This is a genomic window from Streptomyces sp. NPDC098781, assembly GCF_044759995.1.
Classification (GTDB): Bacteria; Actinomycetota; Actinomycetes; order Streptomycetales; family Streptomycetaceae; genus Streptomyces.
The window spans coordinates 447,893-467,661 of the sequence record NZ_JBIWAK010000003.1 but is presented as its reverse complement, the minus strand read 5'-3'; the positions used below and the strand labels follow the sequence as shown (position 1 = coordinate 467,661).

General features: G+C 73.0%; 20 protein-coding genes. 18 read left to right on the top strand and 2 right to left on the bottom strand.

What is annotated here, in order from left to right; genetic code table 11:
• Window positions 1-120 precede the first annotated feature (120 nt).
• The 17 genes from ACIQWG_RS13810 (at window position 121) to ACIQWG_RS13730 (ending at window position 16,343) form a co-directional block, all read left to right on the top strand.
• On the top strand, window positions 121-2,223 hold the full coding sequence (locus ACIQWG_RS13810) for a glycoside hydrolase family 27 protein (RefSeq protein ID WP_404094456.1): 2,103 nt from the start codon (window positions 121-123) through the stop codon (window positions 2,221-2,223).
• A gap of 76 nt (window positions 2,224-2,299) precedes the next feature.
• Entirely contained in the window at window positions 2,300-3,580 is a 1,281-nt protein-coding gene (locus ACIQWG_RS13805; RefSeq protein ID WP_404094453.1) for an ABC transporter substrate-binding protein, read from the top strand.
• 1 nt (window position 3,581) lies between these two features.
• Window positions 3,582-4,517 (top strand): carbohydrate ABC transporter permease, encoded by a 936-nt coding sequence (locus ACIQWG_RS13800; RefSeq protein WP_404094451.1) that lies wholly within the window; start codon window positions 3,582-3,584, stop codon window positions 4,515-4,517.
• The gene (locus ACIQWG_RS13795) at window positions 4,517-5,356 is read left to right on the top strand and encodes a carbohydrate ABC transporter permease (RefSeq protein WP_404094448.1); all 840 of its coding nucleotides are present in this window, start codon (window positions 4,517-4,519) and stop codon (window positions 5,354-5,356) included. The genes ACIQWG_RS13800 and ACIQWG_RS13795 overlap by 1 nt, the downstream gene beginning before the upstream one ends.
• Window positions 5,353-7,422, top strand: coding sequence for an alpha-galactosidase (locus tag ACIQWG_RS13790; protein ID WP_404094446.1), 2,070 nt, complete (start codon window positions 5,353-5,355; stop codon window positions 7,420-7,422). Before ACIQWG_RS13795 ends, ACIQWG_RS13790 begins: the two co-directional genes overlap by 4 nt.
• A gap of 64 nt (window positions 7,423-7,486) precedes the next feature.
• A complete protein-coding gene (locus ACIQWG_RS13785) occupies window positions 7,487-8,236 on the top strand; it encodes an SDR family NAD(P)-dependent oxidoreductase (protein WP_404094444.1) in 750 nt (249 codons plus the stop codon).
• 40 nt (window positions 8,237-8,276) lie between these two features.
• A complete protein-coding gene (locus tag ACIQWG_RS13780; protein ID WP_404094442.1) occupies window positions 8,277-9,032 on the top strand; it encodes a FadR/GntR family transcriptional regulator in 756 nt (251 codons plus the stop codon).
• Entirely contained in the window at window positions 9,029-10,174 is a 1,146-nt protein-coding gene (gene dgoD / locus ACIQWG_RS13775) for a galactonate dehydratase (protein ID WP_404094440.1), read from the top strand. Before ACIQWG_RS13780 ends, dgoD begins: the two co-directional genes overlap by 4 nt.
• A gap of 2 nt (window positions 10,175-10,176) precedes the next feature.
• Window positions 10,177-11,022, top strand: a complete 846-nt coding sequence (locus ACIQWG_RS13770) for a hypothetical protein (RefSeq protein WP_404095846.1) — start codon at window positions 10,177-10,179, stop codon at window positions 11,020-11,022.
• Complete coding sequence (locus ACIQWG_RS13765) at window positions 11,013-11,645, top strand: bifunctional 4-hydroxy-2-oxoglutarate aldolase/2-dehydro-3-deoxy-phosphogluconate aldolase (RefSeq protein WP_404094438.1); 633 nt, start codon at window positions 11,013-11,015, stop codon at window positions 11,643-11,645. The genes ACIQWG_RS13770 and ACIQWG_RS13765 overlap by 10 nt, the downstream gene beginning before the upstream one ends.
• Window positions 11,642-12,535, top strand: coding sequence for an SMP-30/gluconolactonase/LRE family protein (locus tag ACIQWG_RS13760; RefSeq protein ID WP_404094435.1), 894 nt, complete (start codon window positions 11,642-11,644; stop codon window positions 12,533-12,535). Before ACIQWG_RS13765 ends, ACIQWG_RS13760 begins: the two co-directional genes overlap by 4 nt.
• Before the next feature lie 127 nt (window positions 12,536-12,662).
• Entirely contained in the window at window positions 12,663-12,815 is a 153-nt protein-coding gene (locus ACIQWG_RS13755; protein ID WP_404094434.1) for a hypothetical protein, read from the top strand.
• Complete coding sequence (locus ACIQWG_RS13750; protein ID WP_404094432.1) at window positions 12,812-13,834, top strand: sugar kinase; 1,023 nt, start codon at window positions 12,812-12,814, stop codon at window positions 13,832-13,834. The genes ACIQWG_RS13755 and ACIQWG_RS13750 overlap by 4 nt, the downstream gene beginning before the upstream one ends.
• A 55-nt stretch (window positions 13,835-13,889) precedes the next feature.
• The gene (locus tag ACIQWG_RS13745; RefSeq protein WP_404094430.1) at window positions 13,890-14,180 is read left to right on the top strand and encodes a hypothetical protein; all 291 of its coding nucleotides are present in this window, start codon (window positions 13,890-13,892) and stop codon (window positions 14,178-14,180) included.
• A gap of 98 nt (window positions 14,181-14,278) precedes the next feature.
• Entirely contained in the window at window positions 14,279-14,785 is a 507-nt protein-coding gene (locus ACIQWG_RS13740) for an SRPBCC family protein (RefSeq protein WP_404094427.1), read from the top strand.
• On the top strand, window positions 14,785-15,843 hold the full coding sequence (locus tag ACIQWG_RS13735; protein WP_404094425.1) for an LLM class flavin-dependent oxidoreductase: 1,059 nt from the start codon (window positions 14,785-14,787) through the stop codon (window positions 15,841-15,843). Before ACIQWG_RS13740 ends, ACIQWG_RS13735 begins: the two co-directional genes overlap by 1 nt.
• On the top strand, window positions 15,840-16,343 hold the full coding sequence (locus ACIQWG_RS13730) for a winged helix-turn-helix transcriptional regulator (RefSeq protein WP_404094422.1): 504 nt from the start codon (window positions 15,840-15,842) through the stop codon (window positions 16,341-16,343). Before ACIQWG_RS13735 ends, ACIQWG_RS13730 begins: the two co-directional genes overlap by 4 nt.
• 94 nt (window positions 16,344-16,437) lie before the next feature.
• On the opposite strand, the gene ACIQWG_RS13725 is transcribed toward ACIQWG_RS13730, so the two are convergent.
• A complete protein-coding gene (locus ACIQWG_RS13725) occupies window positions 16,438-17,808 on the bottom strand; it encodes a M1 family metallopeptidase (protein ID WP_404094419.1) in 1,371 nt (456 codons plus the stop codon).
• Window positions 17,809-17,857: 49 nt separating this feature from the next.
• Here ACIQWG_RS13725 and ACIQWG_RS13720 point away from each other — a divergent pair, with 49 nt between their 5' ends.
• Complete coding sequence (locus tag ACIQWG_RS13720) at window positions 17,858-18,406, top strand: YciI family protein (RefSeq protein WP_404095844.1); 549 nt, start codon at window positions 17,858-17,860, stop codon at window positions 18,404-18,406.
• 16 nt (window positions 18,407-18,422) lie between these two features.
• On the opposite strand, the gene ACIQWG_RS13715 is transcribed toward ACIQWG_RS13720, so the two are convergent.
• Window positions 18,423-19,754 (bottom strand): cytochrome P450, encoded by a 1,332-nt coding sequence (locus ACIQWG_RS13715; protein ID WP_404094416.1) that lies wholly within the window; start codon window positions 19,752-19,754, stop codon window positions 18,423-18,425.
• Window positions 19,755-19,769: the final 15 nt, after the last annotated feature.

The window sequence follows — 19,769 nt, the reverse complement described above, 5'->3', positions numbered from 1 at the left end:
AGGGTTCCGGCCGCGCGCCACAGTCTTGGCCGTGACGCCGACGGCCCCGGCCCCGACGGCCCTCGCCCCGACGGGCCCGCGTCACACCTCCTCCTGCTTCCCAACCCCCGGGAGAGGCACGTGAATTCACTCGTCCTAGCCGCCGCGACCTCCGTGGTCCTCACGGCGTCCGCGATACCCGCCGCCCAGGCGGACGACGCCGTGGACCAGGGCGCCCCCGCCTACTACGACAGCGGTCTGGCGCCGACGCCGTACATGGGCTGGAACACCTACTACGGGCTCGGCGCGCCCACCGAGAAGGAGGTCCGGGCCGTCGCCGACAGGCTCGTCGGCAGCGGGCTGCGTGACAGCGGGTACGACATCGTGTGGCTGGACGGCGGCTGGCAGGCCGACAACCCGCGTGACGCGCAAGGGCGGTTGACCGCCCACCCCGGCCGCTTCCCGTCCGGCATCCCGGCCCTGGTCTCCTACCTGCACAAGCGCGGACTGAAGGCCGGCATCTACACCGACGCGGGCGAGTACGACGGCGGCAGGACCTGCGGGCTCGGCAGTCGCGGCCACTACGCCGAGGACGCCCGGCAGTTCGCCGACTGGAAGGTCGACGCCATCAAGGTCGACTTCCTGTGCGGCATCGGCGCGAAGCTCGATCCGGGGCCCGCGTTCAAGGAGTTCAGCGGCGCCGTCGCCAAGTCGGGGCGGAGGATGCTGCTCAACCTCTGCAACCCGCTCACCGACGACTGGGGCCTGCCGCACACGCCCGAGCAGGACGCGCACAACACCTACGCCTACGCCCCGACGATCGCCGACTCCTGGCGCACCGGCACGGACATCGCCTGGGGCACGCCCAGCCCCGGTCAGTGGCCCAACGTGCTGCGCAACATGGACGCCAACGCCTGGCATCCCGAGGCGCAGGGGCCCGGTCACTACAACGACCCCGACTACCTCATCCCGATGCGCCGCATGGCCGACGGCACCCTGGAGCTGACCGAGGAGGAGTCGACCACCCAGTTCGTGATGTGGGCCGAGATGGCCTCGCCGCTCGTCCTCGGCTCCGACCCCCGCACCCTGTCCGCGTCGATGATCAGGACGCTGCGCAACCCGGAGATCATCGCCGTGAACCAGGACCCGCTCGCCGTCCAGGGCGTCCGGGTGGCCACCGACTCCGCGGGCGACGTCTACAGCAAGGTCCTGTCGGGACCCGGCCGGCGGGCGGTCGTCCTGCTCAACCGCTCCGACCAACCGCTCCGGCGCACCGTGGACTTCGGCGACGTCGCGTTGGGCGGTCCGGTCGAGGTGCGCGACCTGCGGGGCCGTGCGGACCGCGGCACGCACACCGGGTCGTACAGCGTGGAGGTCCCCGCTCACGGCACCGCGTTCCTCAAGCTCACCGGCGAGGACGCCCTGCCGGGCGCGAGCCTGGGTGAGCGGGCGAGCGCCAGCCCGGCCGTCGTGCGCTCCGGTTCCACGCAGAGCACCTTCTTCCGTGGCCCGCGCGGCAACCTCGTCCAGAACACCGTGGTCGAGCAGGGCGGGTCCCGTACGAGGGACCTCGGCGGCCCGGTCCGGGGCGGAATCCTCGGTCAGCCCGCCGCCTACGCCTCCGGAGCGGGCCGTATCGACGTCTTCGTGCGCGGCGCCGACTCCCGGGTGTACCGGCGGGTGTTCTCCGGCGGGCGCTGGGGCGGTTGGCAGGACCTGGGCGGGCGCGTGACCGACGCGCCGTCGGTGGCGTTCACCGACGCCGCGCACTGGACCCTCGTGGCGCGCGGGTCGGACGGGCGGATCGTGCTTCGCGGGCCGGCGACAGGCTGGTCGTCGCTGGGGGCGCCGGGCGACCGGCCGACGTACGGCAGGCCGGCCGCCGTGGTCGACGCGCAGGGGCGCGTGCATGTCGCCGTGCGCACCTCGGCGGACGAGGTGTGGACGCGGTCGCGGGACGCGTCGGGGGAGTGGTCGCAGTGGAGCTCGCTCGGCGGGACCGTGAGCGGGAGTCCGACGCTGGTCGCCGTGGGGGACGCGGTGGTGCTGTACGCGCGGGCCGGTGACTACACCCTCTGGCAGCGGCGCCACGAAGCCGGCGGCTGGCAGGGCTGGACGAAGCGGGAGGAGTTCCCGAGCGCCGCCTTCGAAGGCGCGCTCGGTGCGGTCGCGGGGGAGGGCGGCGCGGTGGACGTCGTGTACCGCGGGGTCGACGGGGACGTACACCGGACCCAGTTCAAATAAATTAGGAATTAATCTTGACGTGGTGCGAGCGCCACGCGAACCTGGATCCGCCGCGCGGATCCACAGGGAGCCCTCCATGACGAACCCTCACCCCGGCCGACGGCGGTTCCTCGCCGGACTCGGCGCCGCGGGGACGACCGCGCTGCTCAGCGGCTGTGTCACCGCGACCTCCTCCTCGAAGTCCTCCTCCGAGGGCGCGGTCACCCTCCAGTCCAACCTCTCCGCGCCGCAGGCCAAGGCGGCGATGGAGGACGTCGTCGGTGCCTACGGCGGGAAGGGCGGCGTCAGCCTCAACACGGTCGCCGCGGAGACCTTCCGCACCCAGCTGCCGACGTATCTGACCTCGGCCAACCCGCCGGACGTCTACACCTGGTACCCCGGCTCGGTCGCGGACGCCTACGCCAGGAAGGACCTGCTGCTCGACCTCGACGAACTCTGGTCCTCCCCCGACCTCAAGCGCTACTCGAAGGCGCTGCGGACGCTGTGCACGGCGAGTTCCGGCAAGAAGGTCTTCGTCCCGGCCACCTACTACTGGTGGGGGATGTTCTACCGGAAGTCCCACTTCGCCAAGTGGGGCGTGAGCGAACCCAGGACCTGGGACGACTTCCTCGACCTGTGCGACAAGCTCAGGAGCAAGGGCGTCGCCCCGATCGGGCTGGGCGCCGGCGGCAACACCGCCTGGGTGGCCTCCGCCTGGTTCGACTACCTCGACATCCGTATCAACGGCGCCGCGTACCACCGGGAACTGCTCGCCGGGAAGCACCGCTTCGACGACCCCGAGGTCCGCAAGGTCTTCGACCGCTGGCAGGAGGTGCTGCCGTACTTCGACCCGAACGGCACCGCCGGCGCCTTCCAGGACGCCACCACCGCCCTGCTCAACGGCCGCAGCGGCATGATGCTGATCGGCACCTTCTTCGCCGACGCGGCCCCGAAGGACGCCCTCGACGACATCGACTTCTTCCGCTTCCCGGTCATCGACCCGAAGGTCCCGCTGGCCGAGGAGGCCCCGACCGACGGCTACTTCGCGAGCGCCCGCACCGGCCGCCGTGACGGTGTGCTCGACCTGCTGGGGTATCTCGCCACGGCCGAGTCGCAGGAGACGTACATCAAGGGCTCGTCCGGCACCGTCCTGCCCTGCCATCCCGACGCCCAGGACTCCGGCACCCCGCTGGTGAGGAAGGGCCGCAAGCACATCGAGGAGGCCGCGGAAATCACCCAGTTCTTCAACCGGGACTCCAGCGACGCGCTCCAGCCCACCGCCGACACGGCGCTGACCAAGTTCCTCGCCAAGCCGAAGGAGATCGGGTCCATCCTCACCGACTGGCAGCGCGACGCCGAGAAGATCTGGCAGGCCTGACATGGCCGTCCTGACCGCACCGCACCGCAAGCCCCCGGTCCCGGCGCCGTCCCGTGGCGGCCGGGGCCGGGGACCCCGGCGCACCCCACCGCTGGTGCTCGCCTTCGTCCTGGTCCCGCTGCTCGCCGAGGCGGTGTGGGTGTTCTGGCCCGCGCTCCAGGGCTTCTACCTCGCCCTGACCAGCTGGGACGGCGTGTCGGCACCGAAGTTCGTCGGGCTGGGCAACTTCCGTGAGATGGCGGGCGACGAGATCTTCCGCGGCGCCGTCGGACACACCGTGCTGTGGCTGGTCCTGTTCGGCGGCCTGTCCGCCCTGCTGGGCCTCGCCGCCGCCCTGCTGCTCCAGCAGGAGCGACGCGGCGTCGGCTTCTACCGCGCCGCCCTCTTCCTGCCCGTCGTGTTCTCCCTGGTCGCCACCGCCCTGGTCTGGCAGGCGATCTACCAGCCGGACGGCGTCCTCAACCAACTCCTTCGATCCGTCGGCCTCGGCAGCCTGCGGCACGCCTGGCTCGCCGATCAGGACACCGCCCTGTACGCGGTCATCGTGCCCGCGCTGTGGCGGCAGATCGGCTACGTGATGGTGCTCTACCTCGCCGGCCTCAAGGGCATCGACCCCGCGCTGTACGAGGCCGCCAAGGTCGACGGCGCGACCGCCTGGCAGCGCCTGCGCCATGTCACCCTGCCCCAACTGCGCAGCGTCAACGCGGTCGTTCTGTCCGTCATCATCATCGACTCGCTGCGCTCCTTCGACGTCGTGTGGTCGCTCACCCGAGGCGGCCCCTACCACTCGTCCGAACTGCTGAGCACCTACATGTACTCCACCGCCTTCCAGTCCCTGCGGCTCGGATACGGCTCCGCCCTCGCCGTCGTCATCTTCCTGCTGGCGTTCGGCGTCATCGCCTCCTACCTCGTCCGCGCCTTCCGGGAGGCCGACTGATGGCGACCGCTCTTCGGCGCAGGCGCGCCGCGACCGCCGGATTCCATCTCGGCGCCGGCGCCCTCGCCCTGCTGTGGCTGCTGCCCATCGCCCTGGTCCTGGTGACCAGCGTGCGCTCCTTCGACGACATCGCCGCGCACGGCCTGGGCAGCTGGCCCCGCTCCTTCACCCTGGACAACTTCCGGCTGGCCTGGGTCGACGGGGGCCAGCAGCGCGCCCTGATCAACAGCCTGATCGTCACCGTCCCCTGCGTCCTGGTGACGCTGGCGCTGGCGGCCATGGCCGCGTTCGCCCTCAGCCGGTACGAACTGCCGCTGCGCCGCTCCCTGTTGCTCCTCATGCTCGGCGGCAACCTGCTGCCACCGCAGATCCTGCTCATCCCCGTCGCCAAGCTGAGCGAACTGATGGGGGTCTACGACACCCTGCCCGCCCTGATCGGCGTGCAGATCGGCTTCGGCGTCGGCTTCTACGTCTTCGTGCTGCACGGCTTCATGCGGGCGATCCCCGTCGAGATCCAGCAGGCGGCCGTCATGGACGGCGCCGGGCCCTGGCAGGTGTTCTGGCGGATCATCCTGCCGCTGGCCCGCCCCGCCCTCGCCGCGCTGAGCGCCCTGTCGTTCACCTGGATCTTCAACGACCTGCTGTGGGCGATCACGGTGCTGCGCAGCGACACCAAGATGCCCGTCACGGCGGCCCTGATCGGTCTCCAGGGCCAGTACGTGTCCATGTGGAACGTGATCGCCGCCGGCTCCGTCATCGCCGCCGCCCCCACGGTCGCCGTGTTCCTGCGCTTCCAGCGCCACTTCGTGGCCGGACTGAACCTCGGAGCGGTCAAGTGACCTCGTACCAGCGCTGGATCCTGCGCACCGAACACACCAGCTACACCGTACGTCTGTCCGCGGACGGCCCCTGGGCCGAGCTGGACGCCTGGGGACCGCACGGCGTCGAGACCGGACCCCCGGTACTCGAACCGTCGCGCCGCACCCACTTCATCACACCCGCCGACGCCGCCCCGGCCGAGTATCTGCCGTACGGGCTCCGCCCGTTCACCGGCGCCGAACTCGTCGCCTCGGGGACGGGCGGCGAGCGGGGCGTGTGGTGGGAGTTCGAGGGGGCCGAGCAGGGCGAGCGCACGCTGCGGCTCGCGTTCGCGGACGACGTCCTGGGTCTGCGTACGGTCCTGTGCTACGAGACCGTGCCGGGCACGGAGGTGATCCTGCGCTGGACCGAGCACACCGCCTCGCGAGAGGTGCGCCTGGAGCGCCTCGACTCGGCCGCCGTGAACGTCCCCGTCACCGCCGGGGCGCGACTCACCTACCTCGCCGGCCAGTGGTCGCAGGAGTTTCAGCGCACCCGACTCGACCTGACCAGAGGCACGTTCACCCTCGGCAGCACCCAGGGCGTCCCCGGTCACGCGTACGCGCCCTGGCTCGCGGTGCAGGACGGCCCGTCCGACGACGCCCCCGCCTACGGTGTCGCCCTGGAGTGGCCCGGCAACTGGCACATCACGGCCGAGGCCGAGCCCGGCGGCGCGGTACGCGTGCGGGCCGGGCGGGTCCCGCACGAGGGCGCGGTGCAGCTTGCCGCCGGCACCACCCTGACCACACCCCGCCTCGCCTGCGCGATGAGCCCGGACGGACTCGACGGGCTGTCCCGCGTCTGGCACCGCTACGACCGCCACCTCGCCGGCGACCGCCTGCGACGCACCCGCAAGGTCCTCTACAACTCCTGGGAGGCCACCGGCTTCGACGTCGACGCGGCCGCACAGCTGGAGCTGGCCAAGGCGGCGGCCGACCTCGGCGCCGAACTGTTCGTCGTCGACGACGGCTGGTTCACCGGCCGCCACGACGACACCGGGGGACTGGGCGACTGGTACCCCGACCCGGCGGCCTTCCCGCAGGGCTTCGACCAGTTCGTCGACGACGTGCGCGGCCTGGGACTGGACTTCGGACTCTGGGTGGAGCCCGAGGCGGTGAGTCCCGCCAGTCGGCTGTACGCCGAGCACCCCGACTGGGTCTACCGCGTCGACGACCGGACCAACCGACTGGTCCGCAACCAACTCCTGCTCGACCTGGGCCGCGCCGACGTCCAGGACTTCGTGATCGGCACCCTGGACCGGCTCCTGGGCACCTACGACATCGGCTACCTGAAGTGGGACATGAACCGTCCGCCCACCGAACGCGGCCGCCCCGGCGCCGGCCGCGTCGACCTGGACGCCGAGCACGTCGCCGGATACCTGCGCGTCCTCGACCACCTGCGCGCCGCCCACCCCGACGTCACCGTCGAGGGCTGCGCGGGCGGCGGTGCCCGCGTCGACCACGCGACGCTGGCCCGCACCGACGTCGTCTGGCCCAGCGACAACACCGCCCCGCTGGACCGGCTGTCCGTCCAGTACGGCTTCCTGCACGCGCACGCCCCGCACGTCATGAGCTCCTGGGTGACCGACGCGCCCGGCGTCTTCGACCCGCGCCCGCGCAGCCTCGCGTTCCGCTTCGTGAACGCCATGTGCGGGGTGCTGGGCATCGGGGCCGACCTGCGGGCCTGGACCCCGGAGCAGCGGGCCGAGGGCGCCCGGTGGATCGCCCGCTACAAGGAGGTGCGGGACGTCATCCACCACGGACAGGCCCGGCTCCTCGGCTCCCCGGCGGACACCACCTGCGGGGTGCAGTACGACGCCGGCGACCGCACGGTCGTCGCCGCGCTCGGCACCGGACGCCTCGACGGCGCCCCGCTCGTGCCCGGCAGGCCCGACCGGCTCCGGCTGCGGGCGCTGGACCCGGGGGCACGCTACCGGGACACGGCGACCGGCACGACGTACAGCGGAGCCCATCTGCTGCACTACGGGCTGCCGTTCGCCTGGAGTGCCGAGCGGGACGCCGACCTGGTGGTACTGACACATGAGTGAGCCGCATATGTTTCCCGCACGGCCTCTCACCGGACCCGCCGCCCACGAAGGAGTCGAGCTCACGATGGACCGCTTCACCGGCCGCACGGCCGTGGTCACCGGCGCGGCCTCCGGCATCGGCGCCGCCACCGCCGCACGGCTGGCCGGGGAGGGAGCCGCCGTCGTGCTCGCCGACGTGGCGGAGGAGCGCGGCACGGCGGTGGCCGAACGGATCGCGGAGGACGGCGGCCGGGCCCGGTTCGTGCGGGCCGACGTCGCGGCGGAGGACGACTGGGACCGGATCGTGGCCGCCGCCCACGAGTTCGGGCCCGTGGACGTCCTCGTCAGCAATGCCTACACCGTCGACGTGGCGCCGGCCCATGAGACGACCCTGGAGTCCTGGCAGCGGCAGCTGTCCGTCAACCTCACCGCGAGCTTCCTCGGCTTCCGGGCGGTGCTGCCCGACCTGCGGGCCGGGCGGGGAGCGGCGGTGCTGACCTCGTCCGTCCACGCGCGCGTGGGCATCCCCGGACACCCCGCCTACGCCGCCGCCAAAGGCGCCCTGCTCTCCCTGTGCGGCCAACTCGCCGTCGAGTACGGGCCCGAGGTACGGGTCAACGCCGTGCTGCCGGGGCCGATCCTGACCGCGGCGTGGGACAGGGTGCCGCCCGAGGACCGCGAGCGCAGCGTCGCCGAGACGGCCGCCCACCGCTTCGGCACCCCCGAGGAGGTGGCCGCGGCCATCGCCTTCCTCAGTGCCGAGGAAGCCTCCTACATCACCGGCACGTCTCTCGTCGTGGACGGCGGCTGGAGCGTCCTGAAGGCCTCCGCATGAGCACCGCCGGACCCACCCCTCAGCAGAAAGGCTGTACGACATGACGCCCTACGCCCGCCGCGGTGTGCACGGCCAGACCGTGGAGGCCCTCGCCCGCCGCATCCTGGGCGGCCGGATCCCCGAGGGCGCCACGCTCGACCTGGTGGCGCTCCAGAGCGAGCTGGACGTCAGTCTCACCGCCCTGCGCGAGTCCCTGAAGGTGCTCGCCGCGAAGGGGATGGTCGACGCCCGCCAGAAACGCGGCACGTTCGTCAGGGCCCGCTCCGACTGGAACCTGCTCGACGCCGACGTGCTGCGCTGGCAGTTCGAGGGCGCCGACCAGGCCACCGACGCCGACCGGACGCTGCTGCGCGACCTCTCCGAGGTGCGCGCCATCGTCGAACCGGCCGCCGTACGGCTGGCCGCCGAGCGCCGCACCGACACCGACCTGGCGGCCCTCGAAGCGGCCCTGGACGCCATGGGTGAGCGGGGCTCCGACCCGGGGCGGGCCGTGGAGGCCGACCTCGCCTTCCACCGCGCGCTGCTCGCCGCCACCCACAACGAACTGCTCGAACGCATGGAGATGGTCATCGAGCCGGGCCTCGCCCACCGCGACCGCATCGTGCACAGCCATCCGCACAGCGAGGACCCCGTTCCCGCCCACCGCGCCGTCCTGGACGCCGTGCGCGACCAGGATCCCGGGGCGGCGGAGACGGCCATGCGGGCTCTGCTCGTCCAGGCCGGACGGGACCTCGACCGGATCGACCGCACCGAGCAGACTGGTTCCGACGACACGAAGGGCAGCGGCGCCAAGTGAAGATCACTCGCGTGGAAACCTTCCTGGTCCCGCCGCGCTGGCTGTTCTGCCGCGTCGAGACCGACGACGGTGTGGTCGGCTGGGGCGAACCCGTCGTCGAGGGCAGGGCCGAGGTGGTCCGCGCCGCGGTGGACGTGCTCGCCGAATACCTCGTCGGACAGGACCCGTTGCGCATCCAGGACCACTGGCAGGTCCTCACCAAGGGAGGCTTCTACCGCGGCGGCCCCGTCCTCTCCAGCGCCGTCGCCGGGCTCGACCAGGCCCTGTGGGACATCGCCGGCAAGACCTACGGCGCCCCCGTGCACGCCCTGCTGGGCGGCCCGGTGCGCGAACGCGTCCGGGTCTACGCCTGGGTCGGCGGCGACGAACCCGCCGAGCTCACCGAGCAGATCACCGCCCAGGTCGAGGCCGGATTCACCGCCGTCAAGATGAACGCCGCCGGAGCCACCTCGCCGATCGCCACCGCGGCCGAGACGGCGGCCGTCGTCGCCCGGGTCGCCGCCGCCCGGGAGGTCCTCGGCCCGGACCGGGACGTCGCCGTCGACTTCCACGGCCGCTTCACCGCGGCGAGCGCCCGCCGCGTCCTCGCCGAACTCGCGCCCCTGCACCCGCTGTTCGTCGAGGAGCCGGTCGTCCCCGAACACGGTCACCTGCTGCCCGGACTCGTCGCCGCGACCCCGGTCCCCCTCGCCACCGGCGAACGCCTGTACTCCCGCGGCGACTTCCTGCCCGCCCTCTCCGCCGGCATCGCCGTCGCCCAGCCCGACCTGTCCCACGCCGGCGGCATCTCCGAGGTCCACCGCATCGCCTCCCTCGCCGACACCTACGGCGCCCAGCTCGCCCCGCACTGCCCGCTCGGCCCGATCGCGCTGGCCGCGAGCCTCCAAGTGGCGTTCGCGACCCCGAACTTCCTCATCCAGGAACAGAGCCGCGGCATCCACTACAACAAGGACGCCGACCTGCTGTCCTATCTCGCCGACCCCGCCCCGTTCCGCTTCGTGGCCGGACACGCGCCCCGCAACGACGCCCCGGGCCTGGGCATCACCCTCGACGAGGCGGCCGTACGCGCCGCGGACCGTGCCGGACACGCCTGGCGCAACCCCGTCTGGCGGCACCCCGACGACTCCTTCGCCGAGTGGTGACGGTGCTGCGGATCACCACCGACCCCGCGCACGGAGGCCGCTGGACCTCCCTGCGCTCGGCGGGACGCGAATGGCTCTGGCACCGCCCGGCCCCCGAACGGAACTCGGCCGCACCCGGCGACGCGTTCGTGGACGCGGGCGGACTGGAGGAGTGTGTACCGACCGTCCGTGGCCTCCCCGACCACGGAGACGCCTGGTCACGCCCGTGGACCCGGACCGGCGACACGGAACGCGTGGACGGCGGATCGTTCACCCTCGCCAGGACCGTCCGGAGCACGGCCGACGGCGCCCGGGCCGACTACACGCTCACCGCACGGCCCGGCTTCCGCTTCGTCTGGGCGGCCCACGCGCTGCTGGACCTGTCCGCGGGCGCGACGCTGCGCATGCCCTCCGGCGCCGCGACCCGGCTGTTCCCCGAGGCGGCCCCGCTCCTGGACGACCCCTGGCCCAGCGGAGCGCCCTGGGTCACCGGCCCCTGGCCCACACCCCACGGACTGCCCCTCGACCGACTCGGCCCCGACGACGGCACCGCCGTCGGAGCCGTCGTCGACACCCCGCTGTGCTGCGTCCACGACGACGGCGACCGACTGGCCCTGGCACTGCGGGCGGACGGACAACCCGTGTCGATCGCCCTGTGGCGCAACCTCAACGGCTACCCCCGGCCGCACCCCTACCGCAGCACCGGCGTGGAACCCATGCTCGGCCGCGTCTTCGACCTCACCGACGCGGGCCCCGACGACGCCGCGTGCGTACCCCCGTCGGGCGAGATCCGCTGGCGGCTCACCCTGACCGCCGCCTGCCGATGCCCCCCGCCCCCCACCCTGAAGGAGCACCGCTCGTGGACCTGACAGCCGCGCTGGCCACCCACCGACTGGTCGCGATCGTGCGCGGCGACGACCCCGACGCCGCGCTGCGCACCGTGCTGGCCCTGGTCGAGGAAGGCGTGGAACTGGTCGAGGTCTCGCTCTCCGGCCGCGACGCCCTCTCCGTCATCGAACGCGCCCGGCTCGCCCTCGGCCCGGACCGCCCCCTCGGCGCCGGCACCGTGCTGACCACTGAGGACGCCCGCGCCGCCCACCGCGCCGGAGCCGACTTCGCGGTCACCCCCGGTCTCGGCGACGGCGTGGACGCGGCACGGGAACTGGGCATGCCCGTCCTCGCCGGAGCCCTGACCCCGACCGAGATCATCGCCGCCCGTTCCATGGGAGTGGCCGCGCTGAAGATCTTTCCCATCGCCCAGTTCGGGGGAGCGGCCTATCTGAAGGCACTGCGCGGGCCCTTCCCCGACGTGCCGTTCGTCCCGGTGGGCGGGATCGACGAGGCCGCCGCCCGCGCCTGTCTCGCCGCCGGTGCGCTCGCGGTCGGCGTCGGCTCACCCCTCGTCGGCGACGCCGCCGACGGCGGCAGCATCAGCGCGCTCAGGGAACGCGCCCGCCTGTTCCGGACCGTCGTGGCCGAGGCGACGCCGTGACCGCGGCCCCGGCCACCGCCCGCCCCGACCGGCTCGAACTGGGCGAGGGCGTCCGCTGGACCGGCACCGACGTCGTCCTCGTCGACATCCTCGCCGGCCGCCTCCTGTCCGCCCCGCACGACCCGACGGCACCGCTGCGCACCGTGGCCGAAGTCCCCGTCCCGCTGGGCGCGGTGGCACCCGTGGCCGGTCACCACGGCACCTGGATCGCCGCCGCGGGCACCGGCATCTGCCTGCTGCACCCCGACGGCACCCTCGACTGGCTGGCACGGCCCGAGGAGCACGCCCGGACCCCGATGCGCATGAACGACGCCGTCGCCGACCCGTTCGGCCGGTTCTGGGCCGGCAGCATGGCGTACGACGCCGCGGAGGGCGCCGGTTCCCTGTACCGCGTCGGCCGGGACGGCACGGTCGTACCCGTATTGGACGGCATCACCGTGCCCAATGGGCCGGCGTTCACCTCGGACGGCGGCCTCATGTACCTGGCCGACAGCGCGCGCGGCGTGGTCCGGCGGTACTCCGTGGACCCCGTCACGGCCGAACTCGGCGCACCGGAGGAGTTCCTGCGGATCGCGGAGGGCAGTCCCGACGGCATGGCGGTCGATGTCGAGGGCGCGGTGTGGATCGCGGTCTGGGGCACCGGCACCGTACGCCGCCACCTGCCGGACGGCACCCTCGACCGCACGCTGCGCCTGCCCGCCCGGCAACCGGCCGGAGTGTGCCTCGCCCACGACGTCCTGCACATCACGACCGCCCGCATCGGACTGTCCGAACCCGGCGCCGAGGACGGCGCCCTCTTCACCGCACGCGTGGACGTCCCCTGCACCCCGACACCCGCCTGCCGACTCGACAGCGTCCGGTACCGGTCGACGATCGGAGGTCGGGGTTGACCGGCGGCCCGCCGTCCTCCACGACCGCCGCCGCCCGGGCGGTCCGCATCCCCGAGCCCGGCACCCAGCCCGCCCCCGCTCGCCTGCTCGGCACCGCCCCGCCCCCCTCGACGATCGGGAGCCCGGCATGACCGGCGACCGACCGAACGCCCCCGGACCATCCCTTGGCGGCCCACCGCCCTCCACGACCGCCGCCGCCCCGGCGCTCCGCATCCCCGAGCCCGGCACCCAGCCCGCCCGCTACCGCCCCGCCCCCTCGACGACCGGGAACCCGGCATGACCGACGACCGACCGACAGCCCCCACGACCACCCCTTGGCGCCCCGCCCCCGGCCCGGTCGTCTGTGTCGGCGAGACGATGGCGGCCCTGGCCCCCGAGCCGTCGAGCCCACTGGCGACCGCGGCTCAGCTGCGACTGTCGGTGGCGGGAGCCGAGTCGAACGTCGCCATGTATCTGGCCGACCACGGCATCGAGGTCGCCTGGCTCTCGGCGCTCGGCGACGACCCGATGGGGCGGCGGGTCCGCGCCGCCGTCGCCGCGCCCGGGGTCGATGTGTCGTACGTGCGCACCGACCCGCACCGGCCGACCGGCCTGCTGCTGAAGGATCCGGGCCCCGCCGGAACGCGGGTGCACTACTACCGGCGCGGCTCGGCCGCCTCCGCCCTCGGACCCGACCTGCTGGACGGCCCGCCGGTGGCCACGGCCTCGCTGCTGCATCTGACCGGGATCACCCCGGCCCTGTCCGAGTCCTGCCGCCGGCTGGTCACCCGGGCCCTCACCGCCGACCCCGGCGCCCGCCCGTACACGGTGAGCTTCGACGTCAACCATCGCGCCGCCCTGTGGCCGGACGGCACGGCCCCCGAGGTGCTGCGCGAACTCGCCGACCGCGCGGACATCGTCCTGGTCGGCCTCGACGAGGCACAGGCGCTGTGGGGCACGCACCTGACCGAACGGGACGTACGGGCCCTGCTCCCGGGTCCGCGCGTCCTCGTCGTCAAGGACGGGGCGAACGCCGCGACCGCGTTCACCGACGAGGGCCCGGTGACCGTGCCGACACCGCGCGCGACGGTGGTGGAGGCCGTCGGCGCCGGCGACGCCTTCGCAGCCGGATTCCTCGCCGGTCTGCTCCGGGCCGCCACGACCGCCGACGCGCTCCGCCTCGGCCACATCACCGCAGCCTCCGCGCTCCAAGTGACCGGGGACCACGGCCCGTTGCCCGATCCGCCGGAGGTGGAGGCGCTGCTCGCGCTGTCACCCCGGGAGTGGGCGGAGCGGGCTGTGGTGGCGCCATCGGCCTGATCGGTTCGCACGCTCGGCGCGCGACAGATGAAATGCCCGCCTATGCTCCATTTGTGTGACGACTATCTTCCAAGAGCTGGTGGCGAAAGAGCGCGCGGCGGAGCAGGCGCAGAGCCGCGTGGAGGAGCTGCGGGGCATGTACGGACCGCCCACCCAGCAGGGCGGCTGGAGCCCGCGGCAGACAGAGACGTACAACACCGCGCTGCGGGCCTGGCGGGACCTGGCCCGGGAGGTGCAGATCGCGGTGGCCGACTACGCCAGGGAACAGGGTGAGGCGCGCAGCGACGTGGAGGAGCAGGTGCACAAGGCGGTCCTGCACACGGAGACGGGCGGCGCCGGGGTGTAGGAACATGCTCCCGGTGACGCCCCTTCTCTTGACGCGGTAAGTCTCGTTACGCAACTCTGGAGGCCACGGGTCTTCGTCGGGGAAGGAGTTGGTGCGAGGTGGAGTGGACGGGCGCACGCTACGCGGACACGCCCACGGTCGAGGTACGGGCGTGGATCGACGCGCCCCCGGGCCGGGTGTGGGAGATCGTCTCCGATGTGACGCTGATGCCGGGCATGAGCGAGGAATTGCAGTCCGTCCACTGGCTCGACGGCGCGGCCGGGCCCGCCGTGGGCGCCCGGTTCATCGGCCGGAGCAGGCACGAGTCCCTCGGGGAGTGGGAGACCACCTCGCACGTCATCGAATGCGAGTCCCCGCACGTCCTGGCCTGGGCCGTGGAGGACCCCTCCAGCCCCACCGCGGTCTGGCGCTTCCGGCTGGACCCCAAGGACGGCGGAACCGAGCTGTCGGAGTGGATGCAGATGGGACCCGGCCGCTCCGGGCTGTCCTTCGCCATCGACGCGATGCCGGACAAGGAGCAGAAGATCGTGTTCGTGCGGATGCGTGAGTTCGAGCGGAACATGACCGCCACACTCGGGCACATCAAGAAGCTGGCGGAGGCGTGATGAGGACCGCGACGACGATCGAGGCGTCCGGTCTCGGCACCTGGACAGGGCAGGCGGACTTCGTCGTCGAGGCGGAGAAGCTCGGCCTCGACATCTGCTGGGTCGCCGAGGCCTGGGGCTCCGACGCGCCCTCCGCTCTGGGCTACTACGCCGCACGAACCGAGCGCATGCTGCTGGGCTCCGGCGTCATGCAGGTCGGGACGCGCACCCCGGTGGCCCTCGCCCAGACCGCGATCACCCTGTCCAACCTCTCCCAGGGACGTTTCCTGCTGGGCCTCGGGCCCTCGGGCCCCCAGGTGATGGAGGGGCTGCACGGCGTGTCCTTCGCCCGCCCGCTGGCACGCGTCCGCGAGACGGTGGAGATCGTGCGGCAGGTCCTGAACGGCGACAAGATCGACCACTCCGGCGCCGAGTACCGCATCCCGCTGCCCGGCGGGGACACCGTGCCCATGAGGCTGTCGATGCGGGCCGAGCACCCCGTGCCGATCTACCTGGCCGCCCTGTCACCCGCCATACTCCGGCTGACCGGCGAGGTCGCCGACGGCTGGCTCGGCACCAGCTTCGTGCCCGAGGGGGCGGCCGACGCCTATTTCGCGCACCTCGACGAGGGGCTCGCGCGCGGCGGGCGCCACCGAGCCGATCTGGACATCTGCCAGGGCGCCGAGGTCGCTTTCGCCCCCGACGAGGAGGCGCTGAGCGCCATGGTGGCGGGCCGCAAGAAGGAGCTGGCTTTCAGCCTCGGCGGCATGGGCTCGGCCTCCACCAACTTCTACAACCGCGCCTACAGCCGCCAGGGCTGGGCGGAGGTCGCCGCGGAGGTCCGGGAGCGCTGGCAGTCGGGGGACCGGGACGGGGCGGCCACGCTGGTCACCGACGAGATGGTGCTCGCGACCACGCTCATCGGCACGGAGGACATGGTCCGGGAGCGGCTGCGCGTCTGGCGCGACGCCGGCGTGGACACCGTGCGCCTGTACCCGGCCGGCGCGGATCTGGCCGCCCGGCTGGACACGCTGGGCCGGGCGATCGAGCTGGTCCACGAGGTCGGAGGACGGCCGTGAGCGCGCGGACGTCCTTCGCGAACTGGCCGTGCTCGATCGCGCGGACCCTGGACGTCGTCGGCGACGCCTGGACGCCGCTGGTGCTGCGGGAGGCGTTCTACGGCAGCCGCCGGTTCGACGAGTTCCAGAGCGAGTTGAGGATCGCCCGGAACACGCTCACCGACCGGCTGCGGCGCCTGGTCGAGGCGGGACTGCTGGAGAGGCGGCTCTACGAGAGCGAGCCGCCCCGCCACGAGTACCTGCTGACCGAGCAGGGCAGAGACCTCTTCCCGGTCCTCGCCGCGATGGCGAGCTGGGGCGACCGGTGGCTCGCCGGTCCCGAAGGGCCTCCGATCACCCTGCGTCATGAGGCATGCGGCCACGACGCTCACGCGGAGGTGGTCTGCTCGGCCTGCGGGGAGCCGTTGAACGCCGACGACACCACCGCACGGATGGGCCCCGGCTATCCGGACCGGCTCAAGTCCCGGCCCGACGTCCGACGCCGTTTCCCGCTGGAGTGAGGGCGCGGCCGGGGTCTCGGTCGGTGCGCTTTCTCAAAAGGGCCGGGTCTAACTTGCCCCTGTTTTAGGTATATTCACAGCCCTTCTAGCAAGGTCACCGGATGCGGTGCTTCCTCCAGAAGGAGTTGAGGTCCTTCTCCGTCACGGCCTGCGCGGCTCTCTTGAAGTCGGCGGTGGTGGAGACGCCGTACCAGTGGTCGTGGGCGTACCGCTTGAGGAGGCGCGCCATGCCGCCGGCACCGAGCGTGCGCTCCAGTTCGGCCAGGGCGCAGGAGCCGGCCGTGTAGATCAGGTGGTACTCGCCCGGGTGCGCGGACCAGTACCTCATGGAGTTGGTCAGTGCCGCGCTCTCGTCGGGCCACTCCTCCTCCGACCAGCAGTCGCGGGTGTCCCAGGCGTAGAAGCGCGCGTTGGCGTACTGCGCGAAGCTCTCGTCCAGCCAGGGCGCGCCGTACTCGTCGTTGCCGACGACGCCGTACCACCACTGGTGGGCGACCTCGTGCACGACGGCACTGCCCTCGTCCGTGGTGCCGAGCAGCACCAGTCCTGGGTACTCCATGCCGCCGCCGAACCCCCGCGTCATCACCAGGTCGATCTCGCCGTACGGATACCGGCCGAACTCCTCGCCGAACCGGTCGACGGCGGCGACGCCGTCCCGGCGCGTGAGGCGCACCCCCGCCGCGGAGGTGCCAGGCGCCCAGTACGACCTGACGCGCACACCGTCGGGCGTGGTCTCCTCGGCGCTACGGAACGGGCCCGCCGCCCAGGCGAAGTCCCGCACCCGGTGGGCGACACTGAGGGTGACACTACGGCCGGGTCCGGCCGGCACGGTCCGGGAGCGGCCGGTCGCCGGGACCTTGAGCGCGGAGGGATGGTTCAGCGCCACACGGAAGTCGCTCGCCAGGGTGTAGAAGCTCTCGCCGGTCGACACATACGGATCGAGGTGCCACCCCTTGTCGTCGCGCACGGCGAGCACCGGCAGGGCGTTGCCGAGGAAGCGGAAGGCGCCCTCGCGGCCGAAGCGCTGGTTGCGTTCGGGCACCGTGATGGACACGTCGAAGGACACGGCGGCGCGCTCGCCCCGCGCGAGCGGCCTCGGCAGGGCTATGCGCAGCGCCGTGCAGTTCACGGTGAGCGGGGCGGCGGTACCGCCGCGGACGTCGGACACCTTCACCGGAAGCGGCGCGCGGCACTGATCCGTGCCGTTGCCCCACAGGCGTACGTACACCTCGCGCAGCGCACGGTCGGAGGAGTTGCGGAAGGACACGCGCTGCCGCCCCGTCCAGTGGGAGCCGTCCGCGTCGCCCCGCAACGTCACGTCGTAGCGCGGCCGGTCGGGTGTCGCCGCCGATGCGTCGACGGCCCGGGCCGCGGGGGCGATGCCGCCCTGTGCCGCCAGCAACGCCAGCAGGACAACGAGCAGACGGACGACGGCACTTGACGGTCTCGCGGCAATCGAGAGCATGACAGCGGATCCTTCCACAGCGCGTGAGGCAATGGCCCAGACTGCGGAGATGGAGTTCTTCTGCTACCACCGTGACCGGGCCGACTCCCTCGCACTGCGCGAGCGGCTGCGGGAGGAACACTGGTCGTACATGGACCTGTTCGCCCGGCAGCTGATCGCGCGAGGTCCGACGTTCGCGCCGGACGGGGAGACGCCGACCGGAAGCGTGCACATCGTCGACCTGCCCGATCCCGTGGCCGCCCGCGCGTTCGCCTTCGACGAGCCCAACCAGCAGGCCGGCGTGTACCGGGACGTGCTGCTGCGCCGTTGGCGCAACATGCTGGGGCGCACCATGTGGGACTTCCCCGGCGGCACCAGCGGCGGCAACCGCTACCTGGTCCTGGGCCTCGGCCCGGATCCGTCCGCCGTCCCGGCCGGGCCGCCCGAGCACGGGGAACTCATCGCGTACGGCCCGCTGCTGTCCGACGACGGCACCGCCTGGCTGGGTACGGCGGCACTGCTGCGGGCACCGGACGCGACGATGGCCCGCGCGGCGCTGACGGCGGACCTGTACGCCGAGGTCGAGGTCCACGGCTGGGAGTTCGGGGGGCGACGCTGAGGGCGTGGCGCCCGCCTCAGGTGAGCGGCGCCCGCAGGGTCGCGGGGGTAGGACCGTCCGGCCGGACGGTGATGCCGTACTTCGCCTTCGTCGGGGTGGAGGCGAAGACCACGGTGTGGGCCGGCAGCAGGTGTTCGAGCAGGACGGTGGACTCGCGGAGCGCGAACTGCGTTCCCAGGCAGGTGCGCGGGCCGATGCCGAAGGGGAGGTAGGCGCCCGGCTGGGCGGGTCGGCCGTCCGGGGTGAGGAAACGCCGAGGGTCGAACCGCTCGGGATCCGGCCACAGTTCGGGGTCGCGGTGGGTCAGCCAGGGGCAGACCAGGATGTCGGTGCCCGCCTCCACCGAGTAGCCGGCGAGGGTGTCGTCCTCGGCGGTGTGGCGGGGCAGGATCCACACGGACGGATACAGGCGCAGTGTCTCGTGGACGAGCGCCTGGATGGCCCGGCGGCGCTGCTCCGAGCCCTCGGGGCCGGCGGCGAGAGCCTGTTCGCGGGTGTCGGGATACTGGTCGAGGAGGAGATGGAGCCAGGTCAGGGTGCCGGCCGTGGTCTCGTGCCCGGCCGCCAGCAACGTCACCAACTCGTCGCGGATCAGCCGGTCCGTGTACTCCGGCCGCTCGGTCGCGGCGTCGATCAGGACGTGCAGCAGCCCCGGCCCGTCGGGACCGGCGTCCCCGGCTCGGGCGGCCTCGATCGCGTGCCGGGCGACCGTGTCGATCCGGGCGAGATCGGCGGCCACGGCCTCGCGGGCGTCCTCGGCGTTCGCGGGCAGCGCCGGAAGGGCGGCTCCCACGGCTTCCACGGCCTCCAGCTCGCGCGCGGTCCCGTCGTCGAGGGGATGCCCGGTCAGGGAGCGCCAGATGGCGTCCAGGGCGAAGCGGTGCATCTCCTGCCCGATGTCCAGGGTCTGCCCGGTACGCGCGTATGCCGCCCAGCGCTCCGCGGTGACCTGGGCCGCCTCGGTGATCCGGCGGTCGTAGCGACGCATCCCAGTGCCGGTGAACTGGGACTGGAGCAGCCGGCGTTGCCGCTTCCACGCCTCGCCGCTCGCCGAGAGGACACCGTCGCCGACCAGCAGTCGTGCGCGGTGCGAACGCTTGACGTACCGCTCCGGACGGCGGGCGAGCACATGCTGGACGGCCTGTGGGTCGGTGACGAGGACGGTGCGGGCCGGCCCCGTGCGGAACACGGCGACGCCACCGACCTGCTCGCGCACCTGGGCCAGCAGCTCGATGAGCCCGCCTCCCTGTGAACGCCACCGCTCCAGCAGCTCGGGCCCGGCCTCGGGGACGGGCCGAGCCGAACCCGGAGCGTGCGGGAGGGAGCCGAGGTCGGCTTCGGTGTCCATGTTCGTCTCCTGGTC